General features: G+C 51.0%; 24 protein-coding genes and 1 tRNA gene. 13 read left to right on the forward strand and 12 right to left on the reverse strand.

What is annotated here, in order from left to right:
• Positions 1-159 precede the first annotated feature (159 nt).
• The gene (gene cysS, locus BN2591_RS10320; protein WP_086871201.1) at positions 160-1,560 is read left to right on the forward strand and encodes a cysteine--tRNA ligase; all 1,401 of its coding nucleotides are present in this window, start codon (positions 160-162) and stop codon (positions 1,558-1,560) included.
• 69 nt (positions 1,561-1,629) lie between these two features.
• Here the strand turns inward: cysS and BN2591_RS10325 are convergent, their stop codons facing one another.
• The 5 genes from BN2591_RS10325 to folD form a co-directional block, all read right to left on the reverse strand.
• Positions 1,630-2,154 (reverse strand): metal-dependent hydrolase, encoded by a 525-nt coding sequence (locus BN2591_RS10325; protein WP_086871203.1) that lies wholly within the window; start codon positions 2,152-2,154, stop codon positions 1,630-1,632.
• A 166-nt stretch (positions 2,155-2,320) separates the two neighbouring features.
• The gene (gene malI, locus BN2591_RS10330) at positions 2,321-3,337 is read right to left on the reverse strand and encodes a Mal regulon transcriptional regulator MalI (protein WP_086871205.1); all 1,017 of its coding nucleotides are present in this window, start codon (positions 3,335-3,337) and stop codon (positions 2,321-2,323) included.
• Between the two features lie 71 nt (positions 3,338-3,408).
• Entirely contained in the window at positions 3,409-4,908 is a 1,500-nt protein-coding gene (locus tag BN2591_RS10335) for a PTS transporter subunit EIIC (protein WP_086871207.1), read from the reverse strand.
• 236 nt (positions 4,909-5,144) lie between these two features.
• Positions 5,145-5,357, reverse strand: a complete 213-nt coding sequence (ybcJ, locus tag BN2591_RS10340; RefSeq protein WP_017455715.1) for a ribosome-associated protein YbcJ — start codon at positions 5,355-5,357, stop codon at positions 5,145-5,147.
• Position 5,358: 1 nt separating this feature from the next.
• The gene (folD, locus tag BN2591_RS10345; RefSeq protein ID WP_086871209.1) at positions 5,359-6,225 is read right to left on the reverse strand and encodes a bifunctional methylenetetrahydrofolate dehydrogenase/methenyltetrahydrofolate cyclohydrolase FolD; all 867 of its coding nucleotides are present in this window, start codon (positions 6,223-6,225) and stop codon (positions 5,359-5,361) included.
• A gap of 536 nt (positions 6,226-6,761) precedes the next feature.
• Here folD and fimA point away from each other — a divergent pair.
• The 6 genes from fimA (at position 6,762) to sfmF (ending at position 12,799) form a co-directional block, all read left to right on the forward strand.
• Entirely contained in the window at positions 6,762-7,307 is a 546-nt protein-coding gene (gene fimA / locus BN2591_RS10350) for a type 1 fimbrial major subunit FimA (protein ID WP_086871211.1), read from the forward strand.
• 69 nt (positions 7,308-7,376) lie between these two features.
• Positions 7,377-7,913: a type 1 fimbrial protein subunit FimI gene (gene fimI, locus BN2591_RS10355; protein ID WP_086871213.1), complete on the forward strand. Its 537-nt coding sequence runs from the start codon at positions 7,377-7,379 to the stop codon at positions 7,911-7,913.
• A gap of 46 nt (positions 7,914-7,959) precedes the next feature.
• Positions 7,960-8,652: a type 1 fimbria chaperone FimC gene (gene fimC, locus BN2591_RS10360; RefSeq protein WP_086871215.1), complete on the forward strand. Its 693-nt coding sequence runs from the start codon at positions 7,960-7,962 to the stop codon at positions 8,650-8,652.
• A gap of 24 nt (positions 8,653-8,676) precedes the next feature.
• Positions 8,677-11,262, forward strand: coding sequence for a fimbrial biogenesis usher protein (locus tag BN2591_RS10365; RefSeq protein WP_086871217.1), 2,586 nt, complete (start codon positions 8,677-8,679; stop codon positions 11,260-11,262).
• Between the two features lie 4 nt (positions 11,263-11,266).
• Complete coding sequence (gene fimH, locus BN2591_RS10370) at positions 11,267-12,271, forward strand: type 1 fimbria D-mannose specific adhesin FimH (RefSeq protein ID WP_086871219.1); 1,005 nt, start codon at positions 11,267-11,269, stop codon at positions 12,269-12,271.
• Between the two features lie 9 nt (positions 12,272-12,280).
• Positions 12,281-12,799 (forward strand): fimbria assembly protein, encoded by a 519-nt coding sequence (gene sfmF / locus BN2591_RS10375; protein ID WP_086871221.1) that lies wholly within the window; start codon positions 12,281-12,283, stop codon positions 12,797-12,799.
• 50 nt (positions 12,800-12,849) lie between these two features.
• Here sfmF and fimZ read toward each other — a convergent pair whose 3' ends face one another.
• From fimZ to BN2591_RS24260, 3 genes are all read right to left on the reverse strand, one after another.
• A complete protein-coding gene (gene fimZ, locus BN2591_RS10380; RefSeq protein WP_020456855.1) occupies positions 12,850-13,482 on the reverse strand; it encodes a fimbria biosynthesis transcriptional regulator FimZ in 633 nt (210 codons plus the stop codon).
• 607 nt (positions 13,483-14,089) lie between these two features.
• Positions 14,090-14,815 carry a fimbria biosynthesis regulator FimY gene (gene fimY, locus BN2591_RS10385; protein ID WP_244172998.1) on the reverse strand — a complete coding sequence of 242 codons (726 nt, stop codon included), beginning with the start codon at positions 14,813-14,815 and terminating at the stop codon, positions 14,090-14,092.
• 19 nt (positions 14,816-14,834) lie between these two features.
• Complete coding sequence (locus BN2591_RS24260; protein ID WP_143468245.1) at positions 14,835-15,500, reverse strand: hypothetical protein; 666 nt, start codon at positions 15,498-15,500, stop codon at positions 14,835-14,837.
• Between the two features lie 274 nt (positions 15,501-15,774).
• Here BN2591_RS24260 and BN2591_RS10400 point away from each other — a divergent pair.
• Positions 15,775-15,851, forward strand: a tRNA-Arg gene (locus tag BN2591_RS10400).
• A 267-nt stretch (positions 15,852-16,118) separates the two neighbouring features.
• Here BN2591_RS10400 and BN2591_RS10405 read toward each other — a convergent pair.
• On the reverse strand, positions 16,119-16,349 hold the full coding sequence (locus BN2591_RS10405) for a hypothetical protein (RefSeq protein ID WP_086871229.1): 231 nt from the start codon (positions 16,347-16,349) through the stop codon (positions 16,119-16,121).
• A 515-nt stretch (positions 16,350-16,864) separates the two neighbouring features.
• Complete coding sequence (gene iraP / locus BN2591_RS10410) at positions 16,865-17,191, reverse strand: anti-adapter protein IraP (RefSeq protein ID WP_086871231.1); 327 nt, start codon at positions 17,189-17,191, stop codon at positions 16,865-16,867.
• 313 nt (positions 17,192-17,504) lie between these two features.
• Here iraP and BN2591_RS10415 point away from each other — a divergent pair, with 313 nt between their 5' ends.
• Complete coding sequence (locus BN2591_RS10415) at positions 17,505-17,687, forward strand: hypothetical protein (RefSeq protein ID WP_086871233.1); 183 nt, start codon at positions 17,505-17,507, stop codon at positions 17,685-17,687.
• A 42-nt stretch (positions 17,688-17,729) separates the two neighbouring features.
• On the opposite strand, the gene BN2591_RS24730 is transcribed toward BN2591_RS10415, so the two are convergent.
• Complete coding sequence (locus BN2591_RS24730; RefSeq protein WP_217992431.1) at positions 17,730-17,900, reverse strand: YnfU family zinc-binding protein; 171 nt, start codon at positions 17,898-17,900, stop codon at positions 17,730-17,732.
• 255 nt (positions 17,901-18,155) lie between these two features.
• The gene (locus BN2591_RS10425; RefSeq protein ID WP_086871237.1) at positions 18,156-18,623 is read right to left on the reverse strand and encodes an Hsp20 family protein; all 468 of its coding nucleotides are present in this window, start codon (positions 18,621-18,623) and stop codon (positions 18,156-18,158) included.
• A gap of 677 nt (positions 18,624-19,300) precedes the next feature.
• Between BN2591_RS10425 and BN2591_RS24985 the strand changes: the two genes are divergently transcribed.
• The 4 genes from BN2591_RS24985 to scpB all read left to right on the forward strand — a co-directional run bounded on the left by BN2591_RS24985 (position 19,301) and on the right by scpB (position 24,266).
• Positions 19,301-19,816: a hypothetical protein gene (locus tag BN2591_RS24985; protein ID WP_425268951.1), complete on the forward strand. Its 516-nt coding sequence runs from the start codon at positions 19,301-19,303 to the stop codon at positions 19,814-19,816.
• Between the two features lie 516 nt (positions 19,817-20,332).
• A complete protein-coding gene (scpA, locus tag BN2591_RS10435) occupies positions 20,333-22,477 on the forward strand; it encodes a methylmalonyl-CoA mutase (RefSeq protein WP_086871239.1) in 2,145 nt (714 codons plus the stop codon).
• Positions 22,470-23,468: a methylmalonyl Co-A mutase-associated GTPase MeaB gene (gene meaB, locus BN2591_RS10440; protein WP_086872121.1), complete on the forward strand. Its 999-nt coding sequence runs from the start codon at positions 22,470-22,472 to the stop codon at positions 23,466-23,468. Before scpA ends, meaB begins: the two co-directional genes overlap by 8 nt.
• A gap of 12 nt (positions 23,469-23,480) precedes the next feature.
• Positions 23,481-24,266, forward strand: a complete 786-nt coding sequence (scpB, locus tag BN2591_RS10445) for a methylmalonyl-CoA decarboxylase (protein ID WP_086871241.1) — start codon at positions 23,481-23,483, stop codon at positions 24,264-24,266.
• Positions 24,267-24,270 lie beyond the last annotated feature (4 nt).

Genomic DNA, 24,270 nt, shown 5'->3' on the forward strand with positions numbered 1-24,270 from the left:
CTGATAGTGTAGTGCGTAGACCCGCCAGTGGGTCAGAGATAGTCGCTTGTTATAGCATAACCGCGAGGCTGGATCACCTTGCAAAGTGTGCTGCTTCGGGTTTGAATTACGGGTAATATATGCGGTTTTCGTTCCACACACGTCCACATGGAATCTTCGATGTTAAAAATCTTTAATACACTGACGCGCCAAAAAGAGGAATTCAAACCTATTCATGCCGGGGAAGTCGGCATGTACGTGTGTGGTATTACCGTTTACGATCTCTGTCATATCGGTCACGGCCGTACGTTTGTCGCCTTTGACGTGGTTTCCCGCTATTTGCGTTTTCTCGGCTATAAGCTGAAATATGTCCGTAATATCACCGATATTGACGACAAAATCATTAAGCGCGCTAATGAAAACGGCGAAAGTTTTGTCGCGCTGGTCGACCGCATGATTGTCGAGATGCATAAGGATTTTGACGCGCTCAACATTCTGCGCCCGGACAGCGAACCGCGCGCAACGCACCATATCCATGAAATTATTGAAATTACCCAGCGCCTGCTGGAGCGTGAACACGCTTACGTTGCCGAAAACGGCGATGTGATGTTCTCGGTGCCGACCGATCCGACTTACGGCCAGCTTTCGCGCCAGGATCTGGATCAGTTGCAGGCGGGCGCGCGCGTAGAAGTCGCGGAAGTCAAACGTAACCCGATGGACTTCGTGCTGTGGAAAATGTCCAAGCCTGGCGAACCGAGCTGGCCATCACCGTGGGGCGAAGGGCGTCCAGGCTGGCACATTGAGTGTTCGGCGATGAACTGCAAACAGCTGGGTTCGCATTTTGATATCCACGGCGGCGGTTCCGATCTGATGTTCCCGCACCACGAAAACGAAATCGCCCAGTCAACCTGTGCGCATGATGGCGAATATGTGAATTACTGGATGCACTCCGGCATGGTGATGGTTGATCGCGAGAAGATGTCAAAATCGCTCGGCAACTTCTTTACCGTGCGCGATGTGCTCAAGTATTACGACGCGGAAACCGTGCGCTACTTCCTGATGTCCGGCCACTATCGCAGCCAGTTGAACTACAGCGAAGAGAATCTGAAACAGGCGCGTTCTGCGCTGGAGCGTCTGTACAACGCGCTGCGTGGTACGGACAGCGATAATGCGGAACATCGTTATTTCGAGAACGGTGAGTTGTTCCAGAAGCGCTTCTGCGACGCGATGGACGACGACTTCAACACGCCGGAAGCCTATTCGGTGCTTTTTGACCTCGCGCGCGAAGTGAATACGCTGAAGCACGACGGGGATTCACTGGGCGCAAATGCGGCGGCGAAAAAGCTGCGTGAACTGGCGAGCGTTTTGGGTCTGCTGGAGCAGGACCCGGATCTCTTCCTGCAAAGCGGTGCGCAGGCTGATGACAGCGAAGTGGCTGAGATCGAAAAGCTTATCCAGCAGCGCCTTGATGCGCGTAAAGCAAAAGACTGGGCGGCAGCCGATGCCGCGCGTGACCGTCTGAACGAGATGGGTATCGTGCTGGAAGATGGCCCGCAGGGCACAACCTGGCGTCGTAAGTAAGAAAAAAAGCGGCTTCGGCCGCTTTTTTGTTGTTCGTTCAACTCCACTGGTACTGCCGGTGGTCAGTATTTATCCCCGCCGCATTTTCCACAACAGCAGCATCAGAATCACACCCGGCAGCCACACCCACAGCAGCTCCGAGATAATCACCTGGTGCCCGTACGGTGTGGTGTAGCGAGACAGTGCAAACGGCGCGACTTTGATCACCTGCCACGGCGCAAAAAATCGTTCATCCGACCACGGCCACAGCCAGCCGACGCCTTTCCCACCGGTAGTGATGGAATCCAGCAAGCTGTGCGACAGCAGCGACACGGTGAGAAACGCCCAGCAGCGCGCCAGACTCGCTTTGAAGTGTTTTCGCCCAAGCCAGGTCACCAATAGCGGTACCACAAAAGCAAACAGCAACGAGTGGGTAAACCCGCGATGACCGAAAACATTGCCGTAAGCGACACCGAATTTAAACGCCAGCACGTCGGCATCGGGCAACATAGCCAGCCCTATCCCTGCCAGCAATAAGCTGCGCGGGATCACTTTACTGCCGAGCCCCAACCCCAGACAAAGCGGAACAGCAGCATGTGTAACAATCGTTGGCATAACGCAGGTCTCTGAAGAAAAACGAAATTATAGCCGAAGCGCCTGCCGGGTAAACTGCGGGGTTTTCTGAATCTTTTATTGTCAGAAGAGAACCAGGATAGCCGGTTTTTAGCCGATGCCAGCTTACAGCCCGTCAGTACGCTGCGGTCTGTCCGACGTGTGCAGATTACGCAGACTCGCGGGCAATCAGCTGGCCGGAAAGGGTAACGCGCTGCGTTTGTAGAGTGGGCTCTTTCAGCTTACGAATGATCAACCCCGCTGCCTGGCGCCCGGTCTCTTCGCTGGCGGACGAAACATAGGTAAAGGAAGGCGAGGTGAGATTGACGTGCAGCATATCTTCAAAGCCGACGAGCGCCACTTGCTGAGAAAGGAACACATCTTTGCCCACCGTATGCCCGGTTTGGTGGATCCCGGCGATGGAGCCTATCATGGCATCCGGCGAGTGGCAGAGCAGGGCGGTAAGGGTGCTATTTTTTTCCAGTAACTGGCGGACGGCATAGCTTGCCGCGCGGGTATCATCGCTACAGGCTGGGGTGGCTTCTTCGCGTACTACCAGCCCGTTCTGCGTCATTGTGGTGCGAAACCCCAGCAGACGCTGCTGGCGGATCAAATCGCCTTCAATGCCGCCAATGTAGGCAATGTTGCGGTGCCCGCGTTCGATGAGATAGCGCGTCGCCAGGCTGGCGGCCTGACGGTTATCACGCATGACAAGGTTGCACTCTTCATTGAGCAGCGACTGCGACACCACCACCAGCGGTAGCGGGCAGTCACGAATTTGAGCGGGAAGCGTTGAGCTGCGCGTATCGGAGGCGAGATAAATCACTCCGGCCACGCCTTGTTGTTTGAAAGACAGCAGGCAGCGTTCCAGGTGATCGCCATCGTTGAGCGGCTGGCCAAGAAAAACCATGTACCCCTGTTTTTCCAGCTCCTGCACGATGCTGGCCATCACTTTTATCGAGAAGCTGTCGCTGAAATCGCGCAGGATAAGCCCAATCAGATTAGACGTGTTGGCGCGAAGGTTGGCGGCAGCAATATTGTGAACATAGCCGAGCGCATCGATAGCGGCATGGACTTTACCGATCGTCGCTTGTGATATTTTCCCTTTCTGGCGCAGCACCAGCGAGACGGTGGAAACGGAAACGCCCGCCTGTTTAGCGACATCAATGATGCTGACTTTCTTCAAACTCGCTCCCTGATTTTCCCTGTTTTTCCACCTGATATGGCGCGTGCTGGACGCGCCAACCCGGTATCTTATTATTTGCCGATCATTGTGGACATGGTCTGGGCGATAAATTGCGCCCTCGCGCCGAAAATAACCTGAATACCGCTATCGCCGACAAATACCACGCCGCGCGCGCCCAGGCCGTTAAGGCCATCTTTATCCACCATGTCGCTTTTTGCCACTTCCAGGCGCAAACGGGTGATACAGGAACCGACGGAGTCGATATTCTGCGCGCCGCCCAGCATGGCGATGATCTCAGTTGCCAGTTCGGTGTCGGTTTTATCATCTGCCACTGCGGTAACTTCCGTGCGTCCCGGCGTTTTCACGTCGAAGCGACGGATCACGAAACGGAAGGTGAAGTAATAAATCAGCGCCATCGGAATGCCAACGATCACCGCGTTAAGGAAGTTGGTTTGATAACCGTTAAACGACGGCAGGATGCCAAACGATAAGTAGTCGATAAATCCGGCGGAGAAGGATTTCGCGATGTGCGCGTGTAGCAGATACATCGTCATATACGCCAGACCGGCCATGATGGCGTTAAAAACGTAGAGAATAGGCGCAACGAAGATAAAGGTGAATTCAACCGGCTCGGTAATGCCCGTCAGGAAGCAGGTCAGCGCCGCAGAAAAGAGGATACCAAACGCGATCTTCTTATTACGGGTATGCGCTTCGTGGTACATCGCAAGGCAGGCCGCAGGCAGCGCAAACAGCATCAGCGGGAACTCACCCTGCATAAATTTACCGGCGTTCTGGTAGGTATCACTGCTAAAGGATTTCACCCCTTCTTCCAGCATTTTGAACCAGATAGTTTGATCGCCATGGATCACCTGGCCGGCCTGCGTGGTGTAATCGCCAAACGAATACCAGAACGAAGGATACCAGATATGGTGCAGACCAAGCGGGATCAGCGCGCGTTCGACTAAGCCGAAAATAAACGTCGAAGCGGCCTGATTATCGCCATTGACGATCACGGAAAGCGCATCGATACCCGCCTGAATATGTTGCCAGACATACGGCAGCAGCAGACCGAGCAAAAAGGATAAGAATGCCGTGGCGATAGCCACAAAACGCTTACCAGAGAAGAAGCCAAGGAATTCCGGTAACTGCATGGTGTGGAAGCGGTTATAGCACCAGGCGGCAAGAATACCGCAGATCAGGCCGCCAAAAACGCCCATTTGCAGGGTTGGAATGCCGACCACCATGGCGTATTTCCCGCCCTGCGAGGCCATTTCCGGCGTGATACCTAACATGGTGCCGATAGTGATATTGGTAATGAACACCGATACCGCCGCTGAAAGTGCCGCAATCCCGGATTCTGAAGCGAGCCCGACCGCCGAGCCAATGGCGAACAACATCGGCAGGTTATCGAAGATAACGCCACCTGCGTTCATCATCAGCGGTAAGTGGAATTTATCGCCGAAAGCAAGTAACAAACCAGCGGCTGGCAGCAACGAGATTGGCAACATTAACGCGCGGCCAATCATCGACAATTTAGACAATGATTTAACAAACCCTGATATCAGACTCATGCTGATTTCCCCCGAAGTAGCGCTCTTTTGGCGCCGACATTGTTAGTAGAACGTTTTAGTAGAACGTTCTACTTATCGTGAGATAAGCCGTAACGGGCTGCAACTAAATTTTCACATTTAGCCAGATGAATTAATGATTCTTTGAGGTTGATCGGTAATTAACCGTGATGACGGAAGGGGAATGAGAAAGAAAATGCCGGGCTGCGGTGACGCGAAACCCGGCTTGCTACGCGTGATTACGCGGTGACGGTAACGCTTTGACCTTCAAAACTCACCGTTTGACCGGCGACGATTTTGCAGCGTTTGCGCGTTTCAACCGCGCCATCCACTTTGACAAAGCCATCGGCAATGGCGATTTTCGCTTGTGCGCCGCTTTCGCTCCAGCCTTCGAGTTTCAGCAGATCGCACAGCTCAACGTGCGGATGTTTACCGAGAGAAAATGTTGCCATTTTATACGCCTTTTACATCATGGTATTCTTCACACGCTTGCAGCGTGTTCTGGATCAGGGTGGCGACCGTCATTGGGCCAACGCCACCCGGTACCGGCGTAATATACGCTGCTCGCGCGGCGGCTTCTTCATAAATCACATCGCCGACGACTTTGCCATTTTCCAGGCGGTTAATACCGACATCAATCACGATCGCGCCTTCTTTGATCCACTCGCCGGGAATAAAGCCCGGTTTACCCACGGCGACAATCAGCAGGTCGGCGTTTTCCACGTGCTGGCGCAGGTTTTTCGTGAAGCGATGCGTTACGGTGGTGGTGCAACCGGCCAGCAGCAACTCCATGCTCATCGGACGACCAACGATATTGGACGCGCCAATCACCACGGCGTTGAGGCCGAAGGTGTCAATATTGTAACGCTCCAGCAGCGTGACGATGCCGCGCGGTGTACACGGGCGCAGACGCGGCGCACGCTGGCACAGGCGGCCTACGTTATACGGGTGGAAACCATCAACGTCTTTATCCGGCGCGATGCGTTCCAGCACTTTCACATTGTCGATGCCCGCAGGCAGCGGCAGCTGAACCAGAATACCGTCAATGGTGGTATCGGCGTTCAGCTTGTCGATAAGCGCCAGCAGTTCTGCTTCGCTGGTGGTTTCCGGGAGATCGTAAGAGCGGGAGATGAAACCCACTTCCTCACAGGCTTTGCGCTTGCTGCCGACATAAATTTGTGATGCCGGGTTGCTGCCAACCAGTACGACCGCCAGGCCAGGAGCGCGAAATCCTGCCGCAACGCGCGCCCGAACTTTTTCAGCAACCTCAGAGCGCACCTGCTGCGCAATCGTTTTACCATCAATAATCTTTGCTGCCATCAGAGAGAGGATTCCATCTGTCATATCAACTAAGGGGATGGCGACTATTTTGTCAGAAGCGCGGCGCGCTGTCAGTTACCGTTTGCGGATTTCGCCACCGCTGCGCCTGAAATCCCGGCAGAGCACAGGTTTTGTCGTCGCGAGTTGTTAACCAAATTTCAACAATTCATCACCCCTAAGAAACGCCGCTATTAAGTCACGGTTACAGGCAGTTACGGCTATTTCTTATCCGTTTAATAAATAAAAGCCAGGCCTTTTCCTAAGCCGTAATAAGAACAGACCTGGCGTAATGACAGTATTGGCGAATATTTTAATTTTTACGAAATCACTATTGTCATGTTGTGGCTAGTTGTTATGTCCACAGAGAAAAATATCGGGTGTTTTCCCTGGGGAGAAATGGGAAGCGAATAAGTTGTTCCCGATGCGTTATATCTTCACAGGAAAAGGTTCTTTCATCTGGTATTTAGCGTAAGCGAGTCTCAAACGGTTTTCGGCAGGATGTCGGAATCGCAACTCTTTATTTCAAGGAAAATAGTATGAATATGAAATTAATGGCTAGTTCTGTTGCTGCAGGATTGATGCTGATGGCGGGAGCCGTACAAGCAGACACCGTAAGCGGCGGCAATGTGCATTTTGAAGGGGAACTGGTGAATGCAGCTTGCGCTGTCAGCACCGCTTCCGCCGACCAGACCGTGACTCTGGGGCAATATCGCACCGCCTCCTTCACGGGCGTAGGGGCTACCAGTGGATCGGTGCCGTTCAGCATTGTGCTTAATGATTGTGATCCAAATATCTTCCCGACGGCCTCCGTCGCGTTTTCAGGCCAGGCCGATGCCACCGATAATACGCTGCTGGCGGTCACCTCCGGTGACAACAGCACAACGGCGAGCGGGGTGGGGATCGAAATTCTTGATAACGCCTCCAAAACGCTGAGCCCGGACGGCGCAACCTTCTCCACCGCACAGGATCTGCTTGCAGGCACCAACACCTTGCATTTCTCCGCACGTTATAAGGCCACCAGCGCGACCGCGACACCAGGGCAGGCAAATGCGGATGCGACGTTCATCATGAACTACCAGTAACCCATTACTTTCAGGGATGACGCGGCCTCAGGGACGAGGCGCTTAATAGTGTAATGCGAGAAATTACCCATGATGAGAACAGGTCTCAGGCAGGCACTCATGTTGTGCATGATGCCTTTACTGGCAAAGGCGGCAGTCGTTGACGGTGGACGCGTTCACCTGCGCGGATCGCTGGTCAATGGCGCATGTGCGGTTGCGCCGGAGAGTGAAGATTTACATGTACAGATGGGGCAGCACCGTACGGATGCATTTTCCGGCATCGGCAGTTTCTCTCCCATAAGCACAGGGTTTGCACTGCGTTTAACGGCGTGTGATGCGGATGTGTCCCGCTATGTCGGTGTGGTGTTTTCCGGGCAAACGCCGCCGGAAGATCCGCAAGTTTTTGTCGCACACAGCACGGGAGGAGAAGGGGCTGAAGGCATTGGGCTGGCGCTGTTTGATCAACAGCAACGGCAAATTATACCCAACAGTATGCCGCACGCTTATTCCACGCTGGTTGCCGATGAAATCACGCTGCATTTTTCCGCGCGCTACCGGGCTATTACGGAACGTATTACGCCAGGACACTTGCGTTCCGATGTCTGGTTTACCCTGGTCTACCCCTGACGTATTTCTTGCAGGCATCATAATATTCTGAAGAGTTGTTTTCGCTATGAACATATTTTTAAAACCAGGTTGGATTGTCAGTCTTTTATTATCTATTTCGCTGCCGGTAAAAGCCGCTGGTGGAATAGCACTTGGCGCCACCCGTGTTATTTATCCTGCCGAGGATAAGCAGACCTCTCTTTCTATTTCTAATAGCGATGGAAAATCCCGTTTTCTGGTGAATTCGTGGGTGGAAAATAGTCGTGGAGAAAAAGAAAAAACGTTTGTCGTGACCCCGCCGCTTTTTGTTAGTGAGCCGGAGAGTGAAAACACGCTGCGGATTATTTACGCCGGGCAACCATTACCCGACGACCGCGAATCTCTGTTCTGGTTGAGCGTAAAAGCGATTCCATCGGTGAATAAAGAAAACGCCACGGACAAAAACGTGCTGCAACTGGCCGTTCTCTCTCGCATTAAGCTGTTTGTTCGCCCGAAAAGTCTAACCGGGTTAACGGAAGATGCGCCTGCAAAACTGCAGTTTTCGCGTCTCGATAAACACCTGAATATCACGAATCCCTCCGCGTATTACATCACTTTGGTGAATGTTCATATGGGCAACCAGAAGCTCGACAATGTCATGGTCGCGCCCAAAAGCCGCGCCCAGGTGCTTATTCCTCCTGATGTTCAGGGCGGCGTGACTTTCCAGACGGTAAATGATTACGGTGCGCTGACGCCGGTGAAAACCGTTGGTCTGCCATAACACAGACAAATGACAGGGATGCCTATGAACAAGCGCACGTCTCCTTCAGCTTACTCGCGGCTGGCGTTGTCGCTGCTGGCGGTGTTGCACCCGGCGATGAGCCGTGCTGAGACCTACTTCAATCCGGCGTTTTTATCGGAAGATGCCGCTGCCGTTGCGGATTTGTCGCGTTTTGAAAAAGGTAACCAGCCTCCGGGTGTTTATCGGGTGGATATCTGGCGCAATGATGAATTTATCGCGACGCAGGATCTGCGTTTCGATATTGCCCATCACGGGGCGACGCCCGCTTCCGGCGGCCTGATGCCCTGCTTCAATATCGATTTGCTCAAGCGGTTGGGCGTTAATATTCGCGCTTTTCCGGCGCTGCTCAGTAACCAGGCTGACGCCTGTATCGATATCACGACCGCCATACCGGGTGCCGAAGCCGCGTTTGATTTCTCATCAATGCGGCTGAATATTGGGCTACCCCAGGCTTCGTTGCTCAATAGCGCACGCGGTTACATTCCTTCAGAGGAGTGGGACGATGGCATTACCGCTGCGTTGCTTAACTATAGCTTTACAGGCAGCCACAGCTCCGGCAGCAATAACGGTTTTCTGAGCTTACAAAGCGGGCTGAATTATGGCCCATGGCGGTTACGTAATAATGGGGCCTGGCGCTACAGCAGCAGCGGAACGGAACATACCCGGAGCTGGAAGAATATCGGAAGCTGGTTGCAACGTTCCCTTATCCCGCTGAAAAGCGAGCTGGTGATGGGCGACAGTAATACCGGCAGCGACGTTTTTGATAGTCTCGGTTTTCGCGGGGTGCGCCTTTACTCTTCCGACAATATGTTTCCTGATAGCCTGCAAGGTTATGCGCCAACCGTACGCGGTATTGCGCGTACGCCAGCCAAATTAACTATCCGCCAGAACGGGTATGTCATTTATCAGAGTTATGTTTCGGCGGGCGCTTTTGTCATTTCTGACTTGAACCCTACCTCATCCAGCGGCGATCTGGACGTGACAGTCGATGAGAAGGACGGCAGCCAACAACGTTATACGGTGCCGTATTCGACGGTGCCAATTCTGCAACGTGAAGGGCGTTTTAAATATGACCTCGTGGCCGGGAATTTTCGCAGCGGCAACGATCAACAATCTTCCCCTTCTTTTGTTCAGGGGAGCGTGATCGGCGGCCTGGGCGGCGGTTACACCGCTTATGGCGGAACTCAACTGGCGAAGCGCTATAACGCCTTTGTGATGGGGGCTGGCAAAAACCTTGGCGGCTGGGGGGCGATATCGCTCGATTTTACCCAGGCGCGCAGTGAGCTGGCGGATGGCAGCACGCATCAGGGGCAATCGCTGCGCTTTTTGTATGCCAAATCACTCAACCAGTACGGCACCAACTTTCAGTTGCTCGGGTATCGCTACTCGACGCGTGGTTTTTACACGCTGAGTGATGTCGCCTATCGCCGCATGGAGGGTTATGAGTATGAAGACCAGGACGAGAGTGAAGGGGGGCGGCGGCCAAAACCGGTACTTGTTAGCTACCACAACCTCAACAACAACAGAAAAGGGCGCTTTCAGGTCAATATCTCGCAAAACCTGGGGGATTACGGCTCGTTGTATATTTCCGGCAGCCAACAAACTTACTGGAACAATATTAAGCCCAGCAGCTGGTATCAAATCGGTTACGCCAGCGGCTGGCGGGGGATGAGCTACTCGCTTACCTGGTCGTGGAACCGCTCACCCGGCATCAATAACACGGATCGTATTATTGCGTTGAATCTTTCCGTACCGTTTAGCGCCCTGAGCGGGCAGCGCTACAGCCGGGGAAGCGCGCTGGATCGCACGTATGTCAACCTTAACGCTAGCCGTAACAGCAACGGGCAAAATGGCTGGCAGAGCGGGGTGGGCGGCACATTACTTGAAGGACGCAACCTCAGTTACATCGTAAGCCAGGGGCACAGCAGCACAAATGGCTACAGCGGTAGCGCCAATGCCAACTGGCAAGCCGGCTGGGGCACGCTCGGTCTCGGTTATAACTACGATCCCTACCAGCACGAATATAACTGGCAACTTGGCGGTGGCGTGGTCGCGCACGCCGACGGGGTGACCTTTAGCCAGCCGCTTGGCGATACCAACGTACTTATCAAAGCGCCGGGTGCGCAGGGCGTGCGTGTGGAAAATCAGACCGGGGTGCAAACCGACTGGCGAGGCTACGCGGTCGTCCCTTATGCCACCGTTTATCGTTACAACCGCATTGCGCTTGATACCAACACGATGGATATCCACACCGATGTGCAAAACAGCGTCAGTAGCGTTGTGCCCACGCAGGGGGCGCTGGTCCGCGCCAACTTTGACACCCGGATTGGCGTACGCGCACTGATTACGCTCATGCGCGGCGATCGCCCGGTGCCGTTTGGTTCGGTGGTGCGTGAAACCGGCAGCGGCGTAACCGGCATGGTGGGTGAGGACGGCCAGGCGTACTTAAGCGGTTTGCCCTTGCTGGGTGAACTGCTGGTGCAGTGGGGAGACGGCGCGCAGTCACGCTGCCTGGCTCGCTACGCCTTACCGGAAGCAAGCCTGCAACAGGCCGTGGTCATTACAAGCGCCCGTTGTGAACAAGGATAATTTTATGAACAGATTTCATGTGCTGCTTTGCGGCTTGTTGTTGCTGATAGCGACGTCAACACAGGCCACTATTTGCGTAAACGCCAACGGTATACCGACGGATATCTATTATGACCTGTCGAACCTGTTTACCAGCGGGAATAACCATGTTGGAGAGGTGGTGACGCTGCCGGAAAAATCGGGCTGGGTTGGCGTTCAGGCTATCTGTCCCACCGGTACCAACGTGAATTATACCTACCGAAGCTATGTCTCTGACATGCCGACAAATACCACTGATGGTGGTTACAAGTACTTGAAGTTAAATGATTATCTGGAAGGGGCGATGAGCATCACGGATGATTATGCCGGCATCTTTTTTCCGCCGAGGAATTTCATCCGCATGGGAACACATCCTAACGTACCCAACCACAAGCCTTTTGGCGTAATGGACTCGAAGCTTATCTTTAGACTTAGGGTGTTGCGGCCGTTTATCAATATGGTGCCGATCCCGCGTCAGACCATGTTTCGGGTGTATGTCACCAGTACAAACACCGATGCGCTCGCGGTACCGGTCTATACCATTAGCTACAGCGGCAAAGTGGAAGTGCCGCAAAGCTGCAAGCTCAATGCAGGCCAGGTCGTTGAATTTGAATTTGATAATATTGGCGCCGCGCTCTTCACCCAGGCCGGGCCGGGGAACCGCCCGGACGGCGTTAATCCGCAAATTAAAACCGTGGCAATAGCGTGTACCAATGTTGACGCCCAGGCCTATCTTTCTATGCGCCTGGAAGCGGAAAAAGCCACCGGGGATATGATGGTTTCTGACAACCCTGACGTGGGGTTTATCGTGGGCGATAGTGAGGGGAACCCGCTTACCCCCAATACGCTGGGTAGCAAAATTCCTTTCCAGCTAGATGACAACGCCGCTGCGCGTGTTGATATCAGTGCGTGGCCGGTGAGTGTCACAGGCTTCAAACCCGCCGAGGGCGATTTTGTGGCGCGGGGCTATTTGCGCGTTGATTATGATTAAGGAGCCGCGATGTTTATCAAACCGCGCCATGTAATGCTGGTTGGGTGCTGGCTGAGCCCATTAGCAATTGCCGATACGCCGCTTGGGGAAATTAACATTCAGCTCCGCGCGACGGTGGTGGATTTTACCTGTTATGTCGAGACGGCCGACAGCGATAAGACGGTGAAATTAGGCCGTTGGCCGACGAAGCAGTTGCAAAATGCGGGTAACACAACGCCCCCGGTACGTTTTAGCTTGCGATTAGCCGGGTGCCCACCGGGCAGCGCGTCGATCACATTTTCAGGCAGGGCCGCCAGCAATCCGTCACTGTTGGCGTTAAACGATAGCGTGATGGCACAGAAAGTGGCTATTGAGCTGCGCGACAGAGATCGCACGCCGCTCGCGCTGGAGAACGCCAGCCAGGATGTCGCAGTGGATAGCAATGGCAATGCAACGCTGCAGTTCTACGCAAATTACATCGCACTGGCAGATAATCCTGTAGCCGGCACAGCAAATGCCGATGCGACTTTCGCGATTAATTACTATTAATTTTTTTCAATAGCGCATACGCCCGGAGATCTTTTTCCGGGCGTATATTGCTATAGCAGTTCGTGTGATTTGGCGTAATCAATCAACTCGACAATGGTATGCACGCCAAGTTTCGAAAAAATATTCGATTTATGGGCGCTGATGGTCTTGTTGCTTAATAAAAGTTGTTCCGCAATTTCTTTGTTCGATAATCCATTGGCGAGATAGCGTAATACGGTTACTTCTCTATTAGAGAGCGGCATATCCCGCTGTTCCCCTTTCTTTTTGCCTGGTTGATTTATATAACTCAGCGTCTCGGATGGGAAGAAGGAGTACCCGGCAAGAATCATCTTTACTGCGTTATAAATATCGTTGAGTTCTTTCCGCTTGCTGACAAAACCATTAGCGCCAGCGCGAATGGCGCGTGCTGCATAGAATGATTCAGATTTTGATGATAAAAAAAGCACGTTAACGTCTTCTCGTATCGCTTTGATTCTTCTAAGTAATGTAAAACCATCTGTTTTCGGGAGTTCAATATCCAGAATAACCAGATCAACGGGAAGCGTACGGATATAATCAAGCGCCGCACGGCTATCATCCGTTTTTAGTACCACTTTTACGTTCTGATTTTTCTCTAAAAGCACCTCTATCGACATCCTGACAATAGGATATTCGTCCATAATGATAACGGAAGCCGGTTTCATTTTTTCGCCTCAGTTTGTTTTTTTAATGTCACGCCTTTACGTAAGTGCGACAGACATCGAAAGGGTGAATGTAACTTCAAGTATTCTATGAGGAAGAATCATTCCCTGGGAAAACCGATAGCATCCTTACTCGCTAAGTTATTTCCACTCGTAACCTACGAATGTGGGGGGAATATCAATTACGTGCTAATACAGAGAGATATAGTAATTATTAATAAGTCACTGTAATTATACCTGGGAAGTTCTGGCAGAAAAGCGTTAAGAGATCATGAAGGCTATTTCTGAATATGAAGTTCTGATGGCAATAATAGGTGGTGGAATATTTGGAATGAAGGCTTGCTGATTTTGATAAACGTGGTTTTTTACGCTCTTTTTAATGGTTAAAACAATGTAATTATTTGATTGTTTTCTTCTTGTTAATAACTGTTACCGCAATTTCATTACGATAACGGCGGATAACCATATGCGTGCTGGGTGAAATCAGCGTGAATTTTAAAAAAAGAGATAATGCCAGGAATAGTTGTAATTGTTGGTTTTATGTAAAAAATATACCCGGCATCGAAACTTGACTAAGTAATTTCTTAGGAGAGAAGGAAGGCAACGACTGTTATCCCCAATAGTGATTCGCATTAATCGTTAAGCGATGCAGTAAATGAAGCAAACTTTGCCGGTCGGGCAACCCAAGTTGGCTCAGCTGCGTGTTGAGACGATAAACAATGCGATGGTAAGGCAGATTGAGCAGGTGAGCGACATGTTTCAGCGTTTTTCCTTGCGCCAGCGCGGTGAACATCTGCCACTCTACCGGCGGGAATTTGCGTGAAACATCCACAGCCGAGGCCGGAGTCAACAGCGCCTGCCTGAATGGCGTGACAGGGAGATCCCGTTTTAATACGCGAAAGGGGCCCGCCGCGCGCAGGAAATTGAACAGTGGCGTGTCGCTTTTTGTCGCTAACAGATAGATATGAAGTTTGCGATTATGCGAAGCGAGCTGTCGCAGGGTTTCCAGGGCGCTAAAACGCGATGTGAGCAGGCTTTCCATATCCACGATCAGGTGCGAGAGATGCGGCTTTGCGAACTGATGATGTGCTAAATCGAGCGATGAAAACACGGCGTTGCGTTTACCGGAGAAGAGACCTCTATTCCATGCATAGCTGAGAAAGCTATCGGTTGAAATTAATATCTGGCTGATGATGCATTCGGGCAGGGCGAAACTGAGCTGCTGAGTAAGATGTTCCAGCCTGTCAAACACAGGCGGCGGATATTCCCGGTAAGGTAACTCCCGGTAGTCGGGCCTGTGGCGGCGATTTTTCTCCCGGCGGATGACAGTTCGCATTTTCCCTCGCAAACGTATTTCACTTTTCGAGACAGAAAAGTGTTGGCCAAAAAAAACCATGCGCAAATTGCGCGCCTGGCTGTTGTGCTGTATCGCACTGTGTGGCGGTTTCGCTCCATTTTATGGATGCCATATGGGTAAAATGAGTGCCCTGGTTTGTGCCCGGTTTGAGAATATCGGACGTATAAGGTCGCTGCCAGGTTGCCTTTTTCTCAACCCGTAGACCGGATATCTGCCAGCCTGTATCGGCAAAATCCTCTGGCGCTTCCCGGGTGGGATCATCCAGACAAAACGCAGCACCAGAAGCGTGGCACCTGGTGATAGTGTGGTGGCAGAGAATGTGTTGCGTGCCGCTGTATGCGAAAAATACCTGCATGTTCAATGGCTCAACCGCTAAATCAGAGCGATATAACGTCGGGATGTCCATAAACGAGATGGCGTTAGGCTGAGAATTAAGCGGCAGACCAGGCAAGGGTTGGTGAGTTGCTTTCGGCAATGTTAAGTTTCGTGTCGGGTCGTGTAATAACCGCAGCGTAAACGACCAGGAATCGTGTTCAACCCTGTTTGTGGGCACGGGAATCGCTGGCTGACGGTGACGCATCCCATCATTATTATCGCGCTGTATAATCGGTTCTGATTTACGTTGATAACCCCGGCCTTTTTTTTGTTTCGCTCTATTTGTCACGTATAGGCTCCATTACATTAGTTAATGGAAACATTTTGTCCTTCACAAAGCAGGGGATATAGGCGCGAATACTTAAAGAGACATGGGACTTTTCCCAGGAAGCGATCAGGATAAGTAGAAAAACCAGGTCTTTTCGGGCATAAACAGGGCAGATGTTGCGAAAATGCGCAGCGTCGTTCACTAAGCAAGCAACCAGCGGAAAATACATTGACTCACCAGGCGCTGACCGTATAATTCCAGGCGTTTCCACCTCAACGGTGAGCATCCACGTAATGCGCCCTTAGCTCAGCTGGATAGAGCAACGGCCTTCTAAGCCGTAGGTCACAGGTTCGAACCCTGTAGGGCGTACCATTTAAAAACAATGTATTACGCTTCCTTCACTTCCTTTTTCATTTCCGTTGTGGGACATATTCGCGACACAGGCCCGAAAATTGAGCCAATGTGCTTCGCGTGCCCGGTTAAATGGTCCGGTGTCAGTGAGCATGTTTACGCACTATTTCTCTGCTTTTCCGGCTCCCATTGCTGACCACAACGAGCACGACAACCCAGCAAAGAAAAAAGCGGAGAGGAAATGATGGTGATTTCCCCTCCACCTTAGGATCACGCTTGGGAGAGAGGTTAAATCTTTGCTCCTATGATTCTTGAGGCAATCGCTTTCGCCGCTTCAAGCTTTGCTTTCCCTGCTTCAGAATGCGTGCCAGATTCAAATGCTTTGAAGTTAAGCTCAATGTTCTCCACGGCTTTCTCGATGAACACTTGCGGCAACTCTGAGCAAATGGACTGAAAAATGATTTCATACGCTAAAGCACGACACTGCAGGTCATTAATCGCGTCTTCTACTGGCTTCATAACCTCTCCTTAAGAAATACTGTGGCGCTCACTAACGAACAAGAAATGTTCTGTCGCGAATACCGGTGCGATGTGAATATTTAATATCGTTCAGTTAGGCAAATAAAACCAGTGGAGCCACGGCCAAACCGGATCGGGATAACATTGGGACAGCGTATCTGGTCGGATTGATGCCAGGTGTCAGGATTGCATCATCATCGACATGGTAGAGACTTCCGGTACAGACTTGATGGGCCAGACTCGCGGATGATTTCACCCTCAGAGCGCGAATCAAAACATCAGTCATCAACTAAATGGGCTGCAACAGTATCTGTGCTGACAGTGGCTTGATTGTGCTTCGTTGCTGGATGGCAATATAAACGATGATCATATGCAGGCTTTGTGCATTGCTGCTGGCTTTGTAGCGCTTAGGGTGTTCACGACAAATGATATGGTTAACAGATGGTGCGGTGGCAGTAATTAATAGAAGGCCGGAGGTTTATTTTTCCAGCCTTATGATTAATAAACGAATTGCGTTAAATTTTATCGGACGCGCCTTTTAACGCTTCTATATCAATTTCTGCGTCGTTTGTTTCAAGCAACTGAGTTAACTGAATAAGATTGTTAAATTCATTCATAAGTAATTCTGCATCTGATTTCAGTGGCATATCAGCCGCATCAAGCGCTGCGTTAATCGCTTTTTTTACGTTATCAAGCATTTCATTCATGCCACCGTTTTTGCCAAGTGTCAGCAGTAATGCCCCGATGAGTAAAGACTGCGCTTCCACTTTAGCGGCAAGTAGCTTGGCTTCCGCATCCATTTTCGAGATTTTTGCAATCACACTGAGTATTAAGTTTTTCATAAGTGCCCCTGTTATTAGCCGTATCACCCCTGGATATATTATGGTCGAGATTTCAATAATGAAGGATGAAATAGTTTTGTTGTGGTTCTACATCCTTCCGGCATCCGGCTGGCCTGAAGTGTGGATGAATTGATTGATACTTATAAAGTTATAAATAACGGGGCGCAGGGCGTGCACGGGAACCGCTCCATAGGCAAGACCCTGATAGGGTAATCACTACTGTGGCCGCAATATGAGAGCTCATTCTACGCATTCTACGCGGCTTAACGTGAGCGCGAGCCTGCGAACAGAGCCGGGTGAGGAACATTGCGATGTGAGCCACACCGTTGGTGAGGTTAACGACTGGACAACTGCTGAAGTGATCCAACAGTTGCTTTACCCATGCAATCTCTCTTTGCATGTCGTCCTGCGGTTACTTAAAAACAATGATGCTGGCCTGATTCAGGCAGAAATGAGTGCTGCGGATTTTTATCGTCAGAACCGTCTGATTCGATAACCGGCCCTGATATTTAGACCGGTTTCTCAACATAGCCCGGTTTTAAGCGAAAGCAGCTTTGTCATGATGGAAAATTTTACTGCAGTGCGGGCACATTAACGCTGCGCCTTTCTGGACTCGGGAGAAGCTATGTTCTGACTGTTGTGAACAGTGAGGGCAGGCACATTTGGTGAGGTAATTGCGATTGTTTTTTGAGTCTTTGCGTTGTGGCATAGAGTATTTCCTGATAAATGGCCTGCAACCATACACTATCCCTGAGCATATTACCCGTAATCCTTTTCCACAGCGCCAGAATCGTGTGGCTTTTCATGCTGTCGCTCGAGGATGGGCGCGTCACAGTAATGAATTACAACGCTCTTCTGCTGGTTACGCCTTCTGCGAAAAATTTATGGTGTCGGTAAAACTACGTATCAGGAACAGATAAGAAAAGGCCCGCATGCGCGGGCCGTAGAGAAAGAAGAAAAGCTATCAAGCCTGATGTTCAATGGCTTTTTGTGTGTTTTCAATGGCAATCTTGCGCGGTTTTTCGCTTTCGGGAATTTCCTGATAAATGGACACCTGCAATATGCCATTTTCGAGTTTTGCGTTGCTTACTTTGGTATGTTCCGGAAGTGAAAAACTCAGACGGAAATCCGCGCGGCGAATGCCTTTGTATATCCAGCTCTGCTCATCATGAGATTCATTTTCTGCGCGTTTACCTGATACATTTAGTACCCCGCCGACGGTCTCGATTTCGAGTTCGTCTTCTTTCCAGCCGGGGACGCTTACGTGTAACTGGTAATTGCTTGCATCGACTTTTTTCAGGTCATAAGCAGGTAATGACGCCACCGGTGAGTCGCCGGTTAACTGGCTGAAAAGTCGGTCGATACGATTGAAACGGTCAGCAAAAACAGAGTCTGTGAAACCGGGGAGTGCTGACAAGGTTTTGAGTGCCATAACTTAACCTCCTGAATAATCCATTCAAAAGTTCAACTTAAAGGCAAGCTTTGCTTGTCCGCTTATATAAATAATTCCTTCAATGCTTTTTTCAAGGCCACCAATAAAAAATTTTTTTTGCCTGCATTGAAGCGGCGAATAGCGTGATTGGGCAGACCTGAAATGGCCGTTGGCGCGCAGAAAATAACAGGCCTGGAGTATGAAGGGAAAAGGAGGCGTTAATGCAGACTTACATTCGCCACTGGGTTGTTTACGTGAGCCGCAGGATGAGTCGTTCAGGAGGGGATTATCTTTCTCCGCATTTCATTTCAGAGGTCAGGGAATTATTTCAATAAGAAAAGACCCTCAGGAATAGGAAATCCGGGCTGCTCCTGAGGGATGCAAATGCATATTCGTTACGTATATTAGTTTGCTAATTATTAATCTGGCGGCAATGAGATTGTTCTCATTTGTAATCGATTTCTGATAGGTGGTGGCTCTCTATGTAATTGGTTTAATTAATGCTTTTTGAACTGGCAGAGCGACAGAAAGTAACTATAGTTAACGCGCTATCATCGTTAACCCTATTTTCCCTGGTGATGTTCTTCTACCGCTCTGTCCGAGCGGTTTTTTTTTGCCAACATTTTAGCCAACGCTCTGCGTTATAAACGTTTCTTCTTAAACGGTATAAAGCGTAAATGAACCGCCAGGCAAAATTATCCGTGATGTCATCGTACTCTTTACCTTTTCATAGCTTCAGTGCTGCCACCTGGCAGGTAACTGCTTTTACCGCGCTCACCGAAGAGAGTCTCTCCTGTCTGATAATTCCTTTTATCGTTGACGCTTCACACTGGCTGCCTGTTCCCGGCATCTATTACTTTATTGTCACAACTCCGTTTTACGAGGTTGCTCGCAACGTGTTTACGTTTTCATCCTCTCGCTCAACTGTGTATGCTTGGTCTTTGCTGGTAAACCCGAAGGAGAAAGTAATGTTAGAAGGGTATTTTGATCTTGATGGGGCGACAGGGGATGAGGCGGTAGAAAACAGAAAGCGCTTGTTAGCTGTACAGGCAGCGCTGGAAATTTCAAAAGCGGCGGTTTCTGCAACCACGGCCAACGCGGGCATTCGTAGCCAGATGGATTTACGTAACGTCTCGCAAGAAGTTGCCACCCTCGCCGATGCGATTCAGGATGCGTTAGAATCTGACCTGTAACCATACCGCCTGAGGGCGGTTTTTTTGTTTCCTTCGGCTTTCATTTCCCATGACTGATTACAACTGCCGGGACAGGTTTGAACATCCCTGACACTTACTGACGCTTTCTCTCTCAGTATGTTGCCTGTTAACTCTCTCTTGAAAGGTATAGGCATGATGGGAAAAAAGTTAAGCGTAGCCTGGTTTTTTCTTCTTTTAACGTTCGCCTCTACTGCCAGTTCGGCGGCTCCGTCTTTCCCGCAACTTTCCGGGCCAAATCACTATATAAGGCACGTCGCTGGAGATATTGCAGAAAATCCTGATGATCATGTACAGGAAACAACTGAACGGTTCTTTTTCCATAAATATTAAATAAGCGACGTGCTCACGCTATTAATCGGCGCGTGATAAAAATCAGAATATAACCTGCGGCAAAAAATGAATTGTCGCAGGTCTTTTTTTGCTGGCGACAACATTGATAGTGGAAATTACTATTTCTGCCCAGTGAGTTATTGGTTTGGAATAATGGAGATATTTATGGCTACAATGGCTGACTGGCAAAATGTCGCGAATAAAGAGCTCAGTCGTAAGGGAAAAAGCGTTGAATCTCTGGTCAAACTGACGCCAGAAGGCATTGCGATTAAGCCGTTATATACTCCTGACGATCTGAACGCACTGGAAAGCACCGGCACGCTACCGGGTCTTCCGCCTTATACGCGCGGGCCGCGCGCCACCATGTATACCGCCCAACCGTGGACGATACGCCAGTACGCCGGGTTTTCAACCGCCAGGGAGTCGAACGCGTTTTACCGACGTAATCTCGCCGCCGGGCAGAAAGGGCTTTCCGTTGCGTTTGACTTACCAACCCATCGGGGATACGACTCGGATAACCCGCGCGTAGCGGGTGATGTAGGAAAAGCGGGGGTTGCTATCGATACCGTGGAAGATATGAAAATACTCTTCGACACTATTCCGCTGGATAAAATGTCGGTCTCGATGACAATGAATGGTGCGGTTTTACCTATCATGGCATTTTATATTGTTGCAGCGGAAGAGCAGGGTGTTTCTCCTGAAAACTTAGCGGGTACGATTCAGAATGATATTTTAAAAGAGTATCTCTGCCGCAACACCTATATTTACCCACCTAAACCATCAATGCGGATTATTGCCGATATAATTGCCTGGTGTTCCGCCAATATGCCGCAATTTAATACGATTAGCATCAGCGGTTACCATATGGGGGAGGCGGGGGCTAACTGTATTCAACAAGTCGCGTTTACCCTCGCTGACGGCATTGAATATATAAAAGCCGCGCTTTCCGCAGGATTGAAAATAGATGACTTCGCGCCGCGGCTCTCTTTCTTCTTCGGTATTGGCATGGATCTGTTTATGAATGTCGCCATGCTGCGCGCGGCCCGCTATCTGTGGAGCGAAGCCGTTAGCGGATTTGGCGCGACCAATCCGAAATCGCTGGCGCTACGCACTCATTGCCAGACATCCGGCTGGAGCCTGACGGAACAGGATCCTTACAACAACATTGTTCGCACGACTATTGAAGCGCTCGCCGCAACGCTTGGCGGTACCCAGTCTCTGCATACCAATGCGTTTGATGAAGCGCTGGGGCTACCGACGGATTTTTCGGCGCGTATTGCGCGTAACACGCAAATTATCTTGCAGGAAGAGGCGGAGATTTGCCGTACCGTCGATCCGCTCGGCGGTTCCTATTATGTCGAATCCCTGACCGATCAAATCATCAAAGAGGCGCGTGCAATTATCCGCCAGATAGATGATGCCGGAGGGATGGCGAAGGCTATCGAATCGGGCTTGCCAAAACGCATGATTGAGGAAGCCTCCGCGCGCGAGCAATCGCTTATCGACCAGGGGAAACGCACCATTGTTGGTGTGAATAAATACAAGCTCGATAAAGAAGCGGTTACGCCGGTACTGGAAATCGACAATGTGAAGGTGCGTAACGAGCAAATCGCCGCACTTGAAAAGATCCGCGCTACGCGTGATGCCGCTGCCGTTCGCGATGCGCTGTCCGCGCTGACCCACGCCGCCCAACACAACGAAAATCTGCTTGCTGCGGCGATTCATGCCGCACGATTGCGTGCGACGCTTGGCGAGATTTCCAGTGCGCTGGAAGTGGCGTTTGACCGCTACCTGGTCCCCAGCCAATGCGTTACGGGGATAATAACGCAAAGCTATCAGCAGGACAGTAAAGCGGCGGCTGAATTCGACGCCATCATCACGCAAACGCAACATTTTCTGGCTGAGCATGGTCGTCGTCCGCGCATTTTAATAGTGAAAATGGGACAGGATGGGCACGACCGGGGGGCAAAAGTCATTGCCAGCGCTTATTCCGATGTGGGTTTTGATGTCGATCTCAGCCCTATGTTTTCTACACCGCAAGAGATTGCCAGGCTGGCCGTGGAAAATGATGTGCATGTCATTGGTGCATCGTCACTGGCAGCAGGCCACAAGACGCTGATCCCTGAATTAATCAACGAGTTAAGAAAATATGGCCGTGAGGATATTTGCGTGATTGCCGGCGGCGTGATCCCGCCACAGGATTATGACTTCCTGCGTGAACGTGGCGTGGCAGCCATTTACGGCCCTGGTACGCCGATGCTGGAAAGCGTGCGCGATGTACTGGCTCGGATTAGTCAGCGCCATGATTAATGAACAAACCCTTGATGAATGTGTTCGGCGGTTGCGCGCGGGCGATCGCGTCGCGCTCGCACAGGCTATGACGCTGGTGGAAAGTCAGCTTTCACGACATCAGAGGCTGAGCCAACACTTGCTGGACATGATTATGCCTGAGACGGGTAAGGCAATACGCATTGGTATCACCGGGACACCCGGTGCCGGGAAAAGTACCTTTCTTAATACCTTTGGCATGATGCTCGTTGACTTTGGCAAACGGGTGGCGGTCATTGCGGTCGATCCTAGTAGCCCACTCAGCGGCGGCAGTTTGCTGGGTGATAAAACCCGCATGACGGAACTGGCCAGAGCCGATGCGGCGTTTATTAGGCCGGTGCCTTCCGGCGGTGCTACAGGCGGTATCAGTCCGCACGTCGGTGAATTGATACTGCTGTGCGAAGCCTCTAATTACGATGTGGTGATAGTGGAAACAGTTGGTGTTGGCCAGTCTGAAACGGAGGTCGCAGGTGTTGTTGATTGCTTCGTTTCGCTACAAATCGCTGGTGGCGGCGATGAGTTACAAGGCATCAAAAAAGGCATCATGGAAATGGCCGATATCATTGTTATCAACAAAGATGATGGCGACAACCGCGCGGCAGTCGCCATCGCCCGGCAAATTTACGACAGCGCGCTTGCTATCGTTCGTCACAAATATCCGCAGTGGCGACCGGCGGTGTTGAGCTGTAGCGCACTGGAAAAGCACGGCATGGAGGAAGTCTGGCAGACCATTGTTCATTTCTACGATGTGATGACAAAAAGTGGCCGTCTTCAGTTATTGCGCCAGCAGCAGACCGTGGCATGGCTACGAAAACAGGTGGAAGAGGAGGCAATGCGCCAGCTTTATGCCCACCGTGCTTTCCGCGAAGATTTTAACCAAACGCTTGATGAAGTGAAAAATCAGCAGCAAGCACCGCGAACAGGTTTACAGCACATCCGTGAATACCTTCAGCATCACTATTTTGCAAAGTAAAAAGGAACTGATATGTCGTATGAGTATGTGATTGTAAACATTATTCAAAAAGTGGCTGTCATTGAGTTTAATTACGCGCGCAAGCTTAATGCGCTCAGCAAAGTGTTTATTGATGATTTAATGCGAGCGCTTGAGGATCTTAACAAGCCGGAGATCCGTTGCGTGATCCTGCGAGCGCCTCGCGGCGCGAAAGTCTTCTCCGCCGGGCATGATATACATGAGTTACCTTCGGGGCGGCGCGATCCGCTCTCTTATGATGACCCGCTGCGCCAGATCACCCGCATGATCCAAAAATATCCCAAGCCCGTGATCTCCATGGTGGAAGGAAGCGTCTGGGGAGGGGCGTTTGAAATGATCATGAGTTCCGATCTGATCATTGCCGCCAGTTCTTCAACTTTCTCTATGACGCCTGTTAATCTCGGCGTTCCTTATAACCTGGTCGGCATCCATAACCTGACGCGCGATGCCGGGTTCCATATCGTTAAAGAGCTGATTTTCACTGCGGCACCCATCACGGCGCAGCGGGCTCGGGAGGTTGGCATTCTGAACCATGTTGTCGACGCCAGCGATCTGGAAGATTTCACCTTGCAGATGGCGCATCAGATCTCGGAAAAGGCACCGCTTGCCATTGCGGTCATTAAAGAAGAGCTACGCGTGCTTGGCGAAGCACACACCATGAATTCCGACGAATTTGAACGTATTCAGGGGATGCGTCGCGCCGTTTATGACAGCCGGGATTATCAGGAAGGAATGAGCGCGTTTATGGAAAAACGCAAACCGAACTTCCTTGGGCGCTGATTAA

The organism is Kosakonia pseudosacchari (assembly GCF_900184035.1).
Lineage (GTDB): Bacteria > Pseudomonadota > Gammaproteobacteria > Enterobacterales > Enterobacteriaceae > Kosakonia > Kosakonia pseudosacchari.

Excerpts from the sequence above, each read along its gene's own strand:
- cysS (WP_086871201.1), top strand. The coding sequence starts at position 160 with ATGTTAAAAATCTTTAATACACTGACGCGCCAAAAAGAGGAATTCAAA.
- BN2591_RS10325 (WP_086871203.1), bottom strand. The coding sequence starts at position 2,154 with ATGCCAACGATTGTTACACATGCTGCTGTTCCGCTTTGTCTGGGGTTG.
- BN2591_RS10335 (WP_086871207.1), bottom strand. The coding sequence starts at position 4,908 with ATGAGTCTGATATCAGGGTTTGTTAAATCATTGTCTAAATTGTCGATG.
- ybcJ (WP_017455715.1), bottom strand. The coding sequence starts at position 5,357 with ATGGCAACATTTTCTCTCGGTAAACATCCGCACGTTGAGCTGTGCGAT.
- folD (WP_086871209.1), bottom strand. The coding sequence starts at position 6,225 with ATGGCAGCAAAGATTATTGATGGTAAAACGATTGCGCAGCAGGTGCGC.
- fimA (WP_086871211.1), top strand. The coding sequence starts at position 6,762 with ATGAATATGAAATTAATGGCTAGTTCTGTTGCTGCAGGATTGATGCTG.
- fimI (WP_086871213.1), top strand. The coding sequence starts at position 7,377 with ATGATGAGAACAGGTCTCAGGCAGGCACTCATGTTGTGCATGATGCCT.
- fimC (WP_086871215.1), top strand. The coding sequence starts at position 7,960 with ATGAACATATTTTTAAAACCAGGTTGGATTGTCAGTCTTTTATTATCT.
- BN2591_RS10365 (WP_086871217.1), top strand. The coding sequence starts at position 8,677 with ATGAACAAGCGCACGTCTCCTTCAGCTTACTCGCGGCTGGCGTTGTCG.
- fimH (WP_086871219.1), top strand. The coding sequence starts at position 11,267 with ATGAACAGATTTCATGTGCTGCTTTGCGGCTTGTTGTTGCTGATAGCG.
- sfmF (WP_086871221.1), top strand. The coding sequence starts at position 12,281 with ATGTTTATCAAACCGCGCCATGTAATGCTGGTTGGGTGCTGGCTGAGC.
- fimZ (WP_020456855.1), bottom strand. The coding sequence starts at position 13,482 with ATGAAACCGGCTTCCGTTATCATTATGGACGAATATCCTATTGTCAGG.
- fimY (WP_244172998.1), bottom strand. The coding sequence starts at position 14,815 with ATGCGAACTGTCATCCGCCGGGAGAAAAATCGCCGCCACAGGCCCGAC.
- BN2591_RS10405 (WP_086871229.1), bottom strand. The coding sequence starts at position 16,349 with ATGAAGCCAGTAGAAGACGCGATTAATGACCTGCAGTGTCGTGCTTTA.
- iraP (WP_086871231.1), bottom strand. The coding sequence starts at position 17,191 with ATGAAAAACTTAATACTCAGTGTGATTGCAAAAATCTCGAAAATGGAT.
- BN2591_RS24730 (WP_217992431.1), bottom strand. The coding sequence starts at position 17,900 with ATGCCACAACGCAAAGACTCAAAAAACAATCGCAATTACCTCACCAAA.
- BN2591_RS10425 (WP_086871237.1), bottom strand. The coding sequence starts at position 18,623 with ATGGCACTCAAAACCTTGTCAGCACTCCCCGGTTTCACAGACTCTGTT.
- BN2591_RS24985 (WP_425268951.1), top strand. The coding sequence starts at position 19,301 with ATGAACCGCCAGGCAAAATTATCCGTGATGTCATCGTACTCTTTACCT.
- scpA (WP_086871239.1), top strand. The coding sequence starts at position 20,333 with ATGGCTACAATGGCTGACTGGCAAAATGTCGCGAATAAAGAGCTCAGT.
- meaB (WP_086872121.1), top strand. The coding sequence starts at position 22,470 with ATGATTAATGAACAAACCCTTGATGAATGTGTTCGGCGGTTGCGCGCG.
- scpB (WP_086871241.1), top strand. The coding sequence starts at position 23,481 with ATGTCGTATGAGTATGTGATTGTAAACATTATTCAAAAAGTGGCTGTC.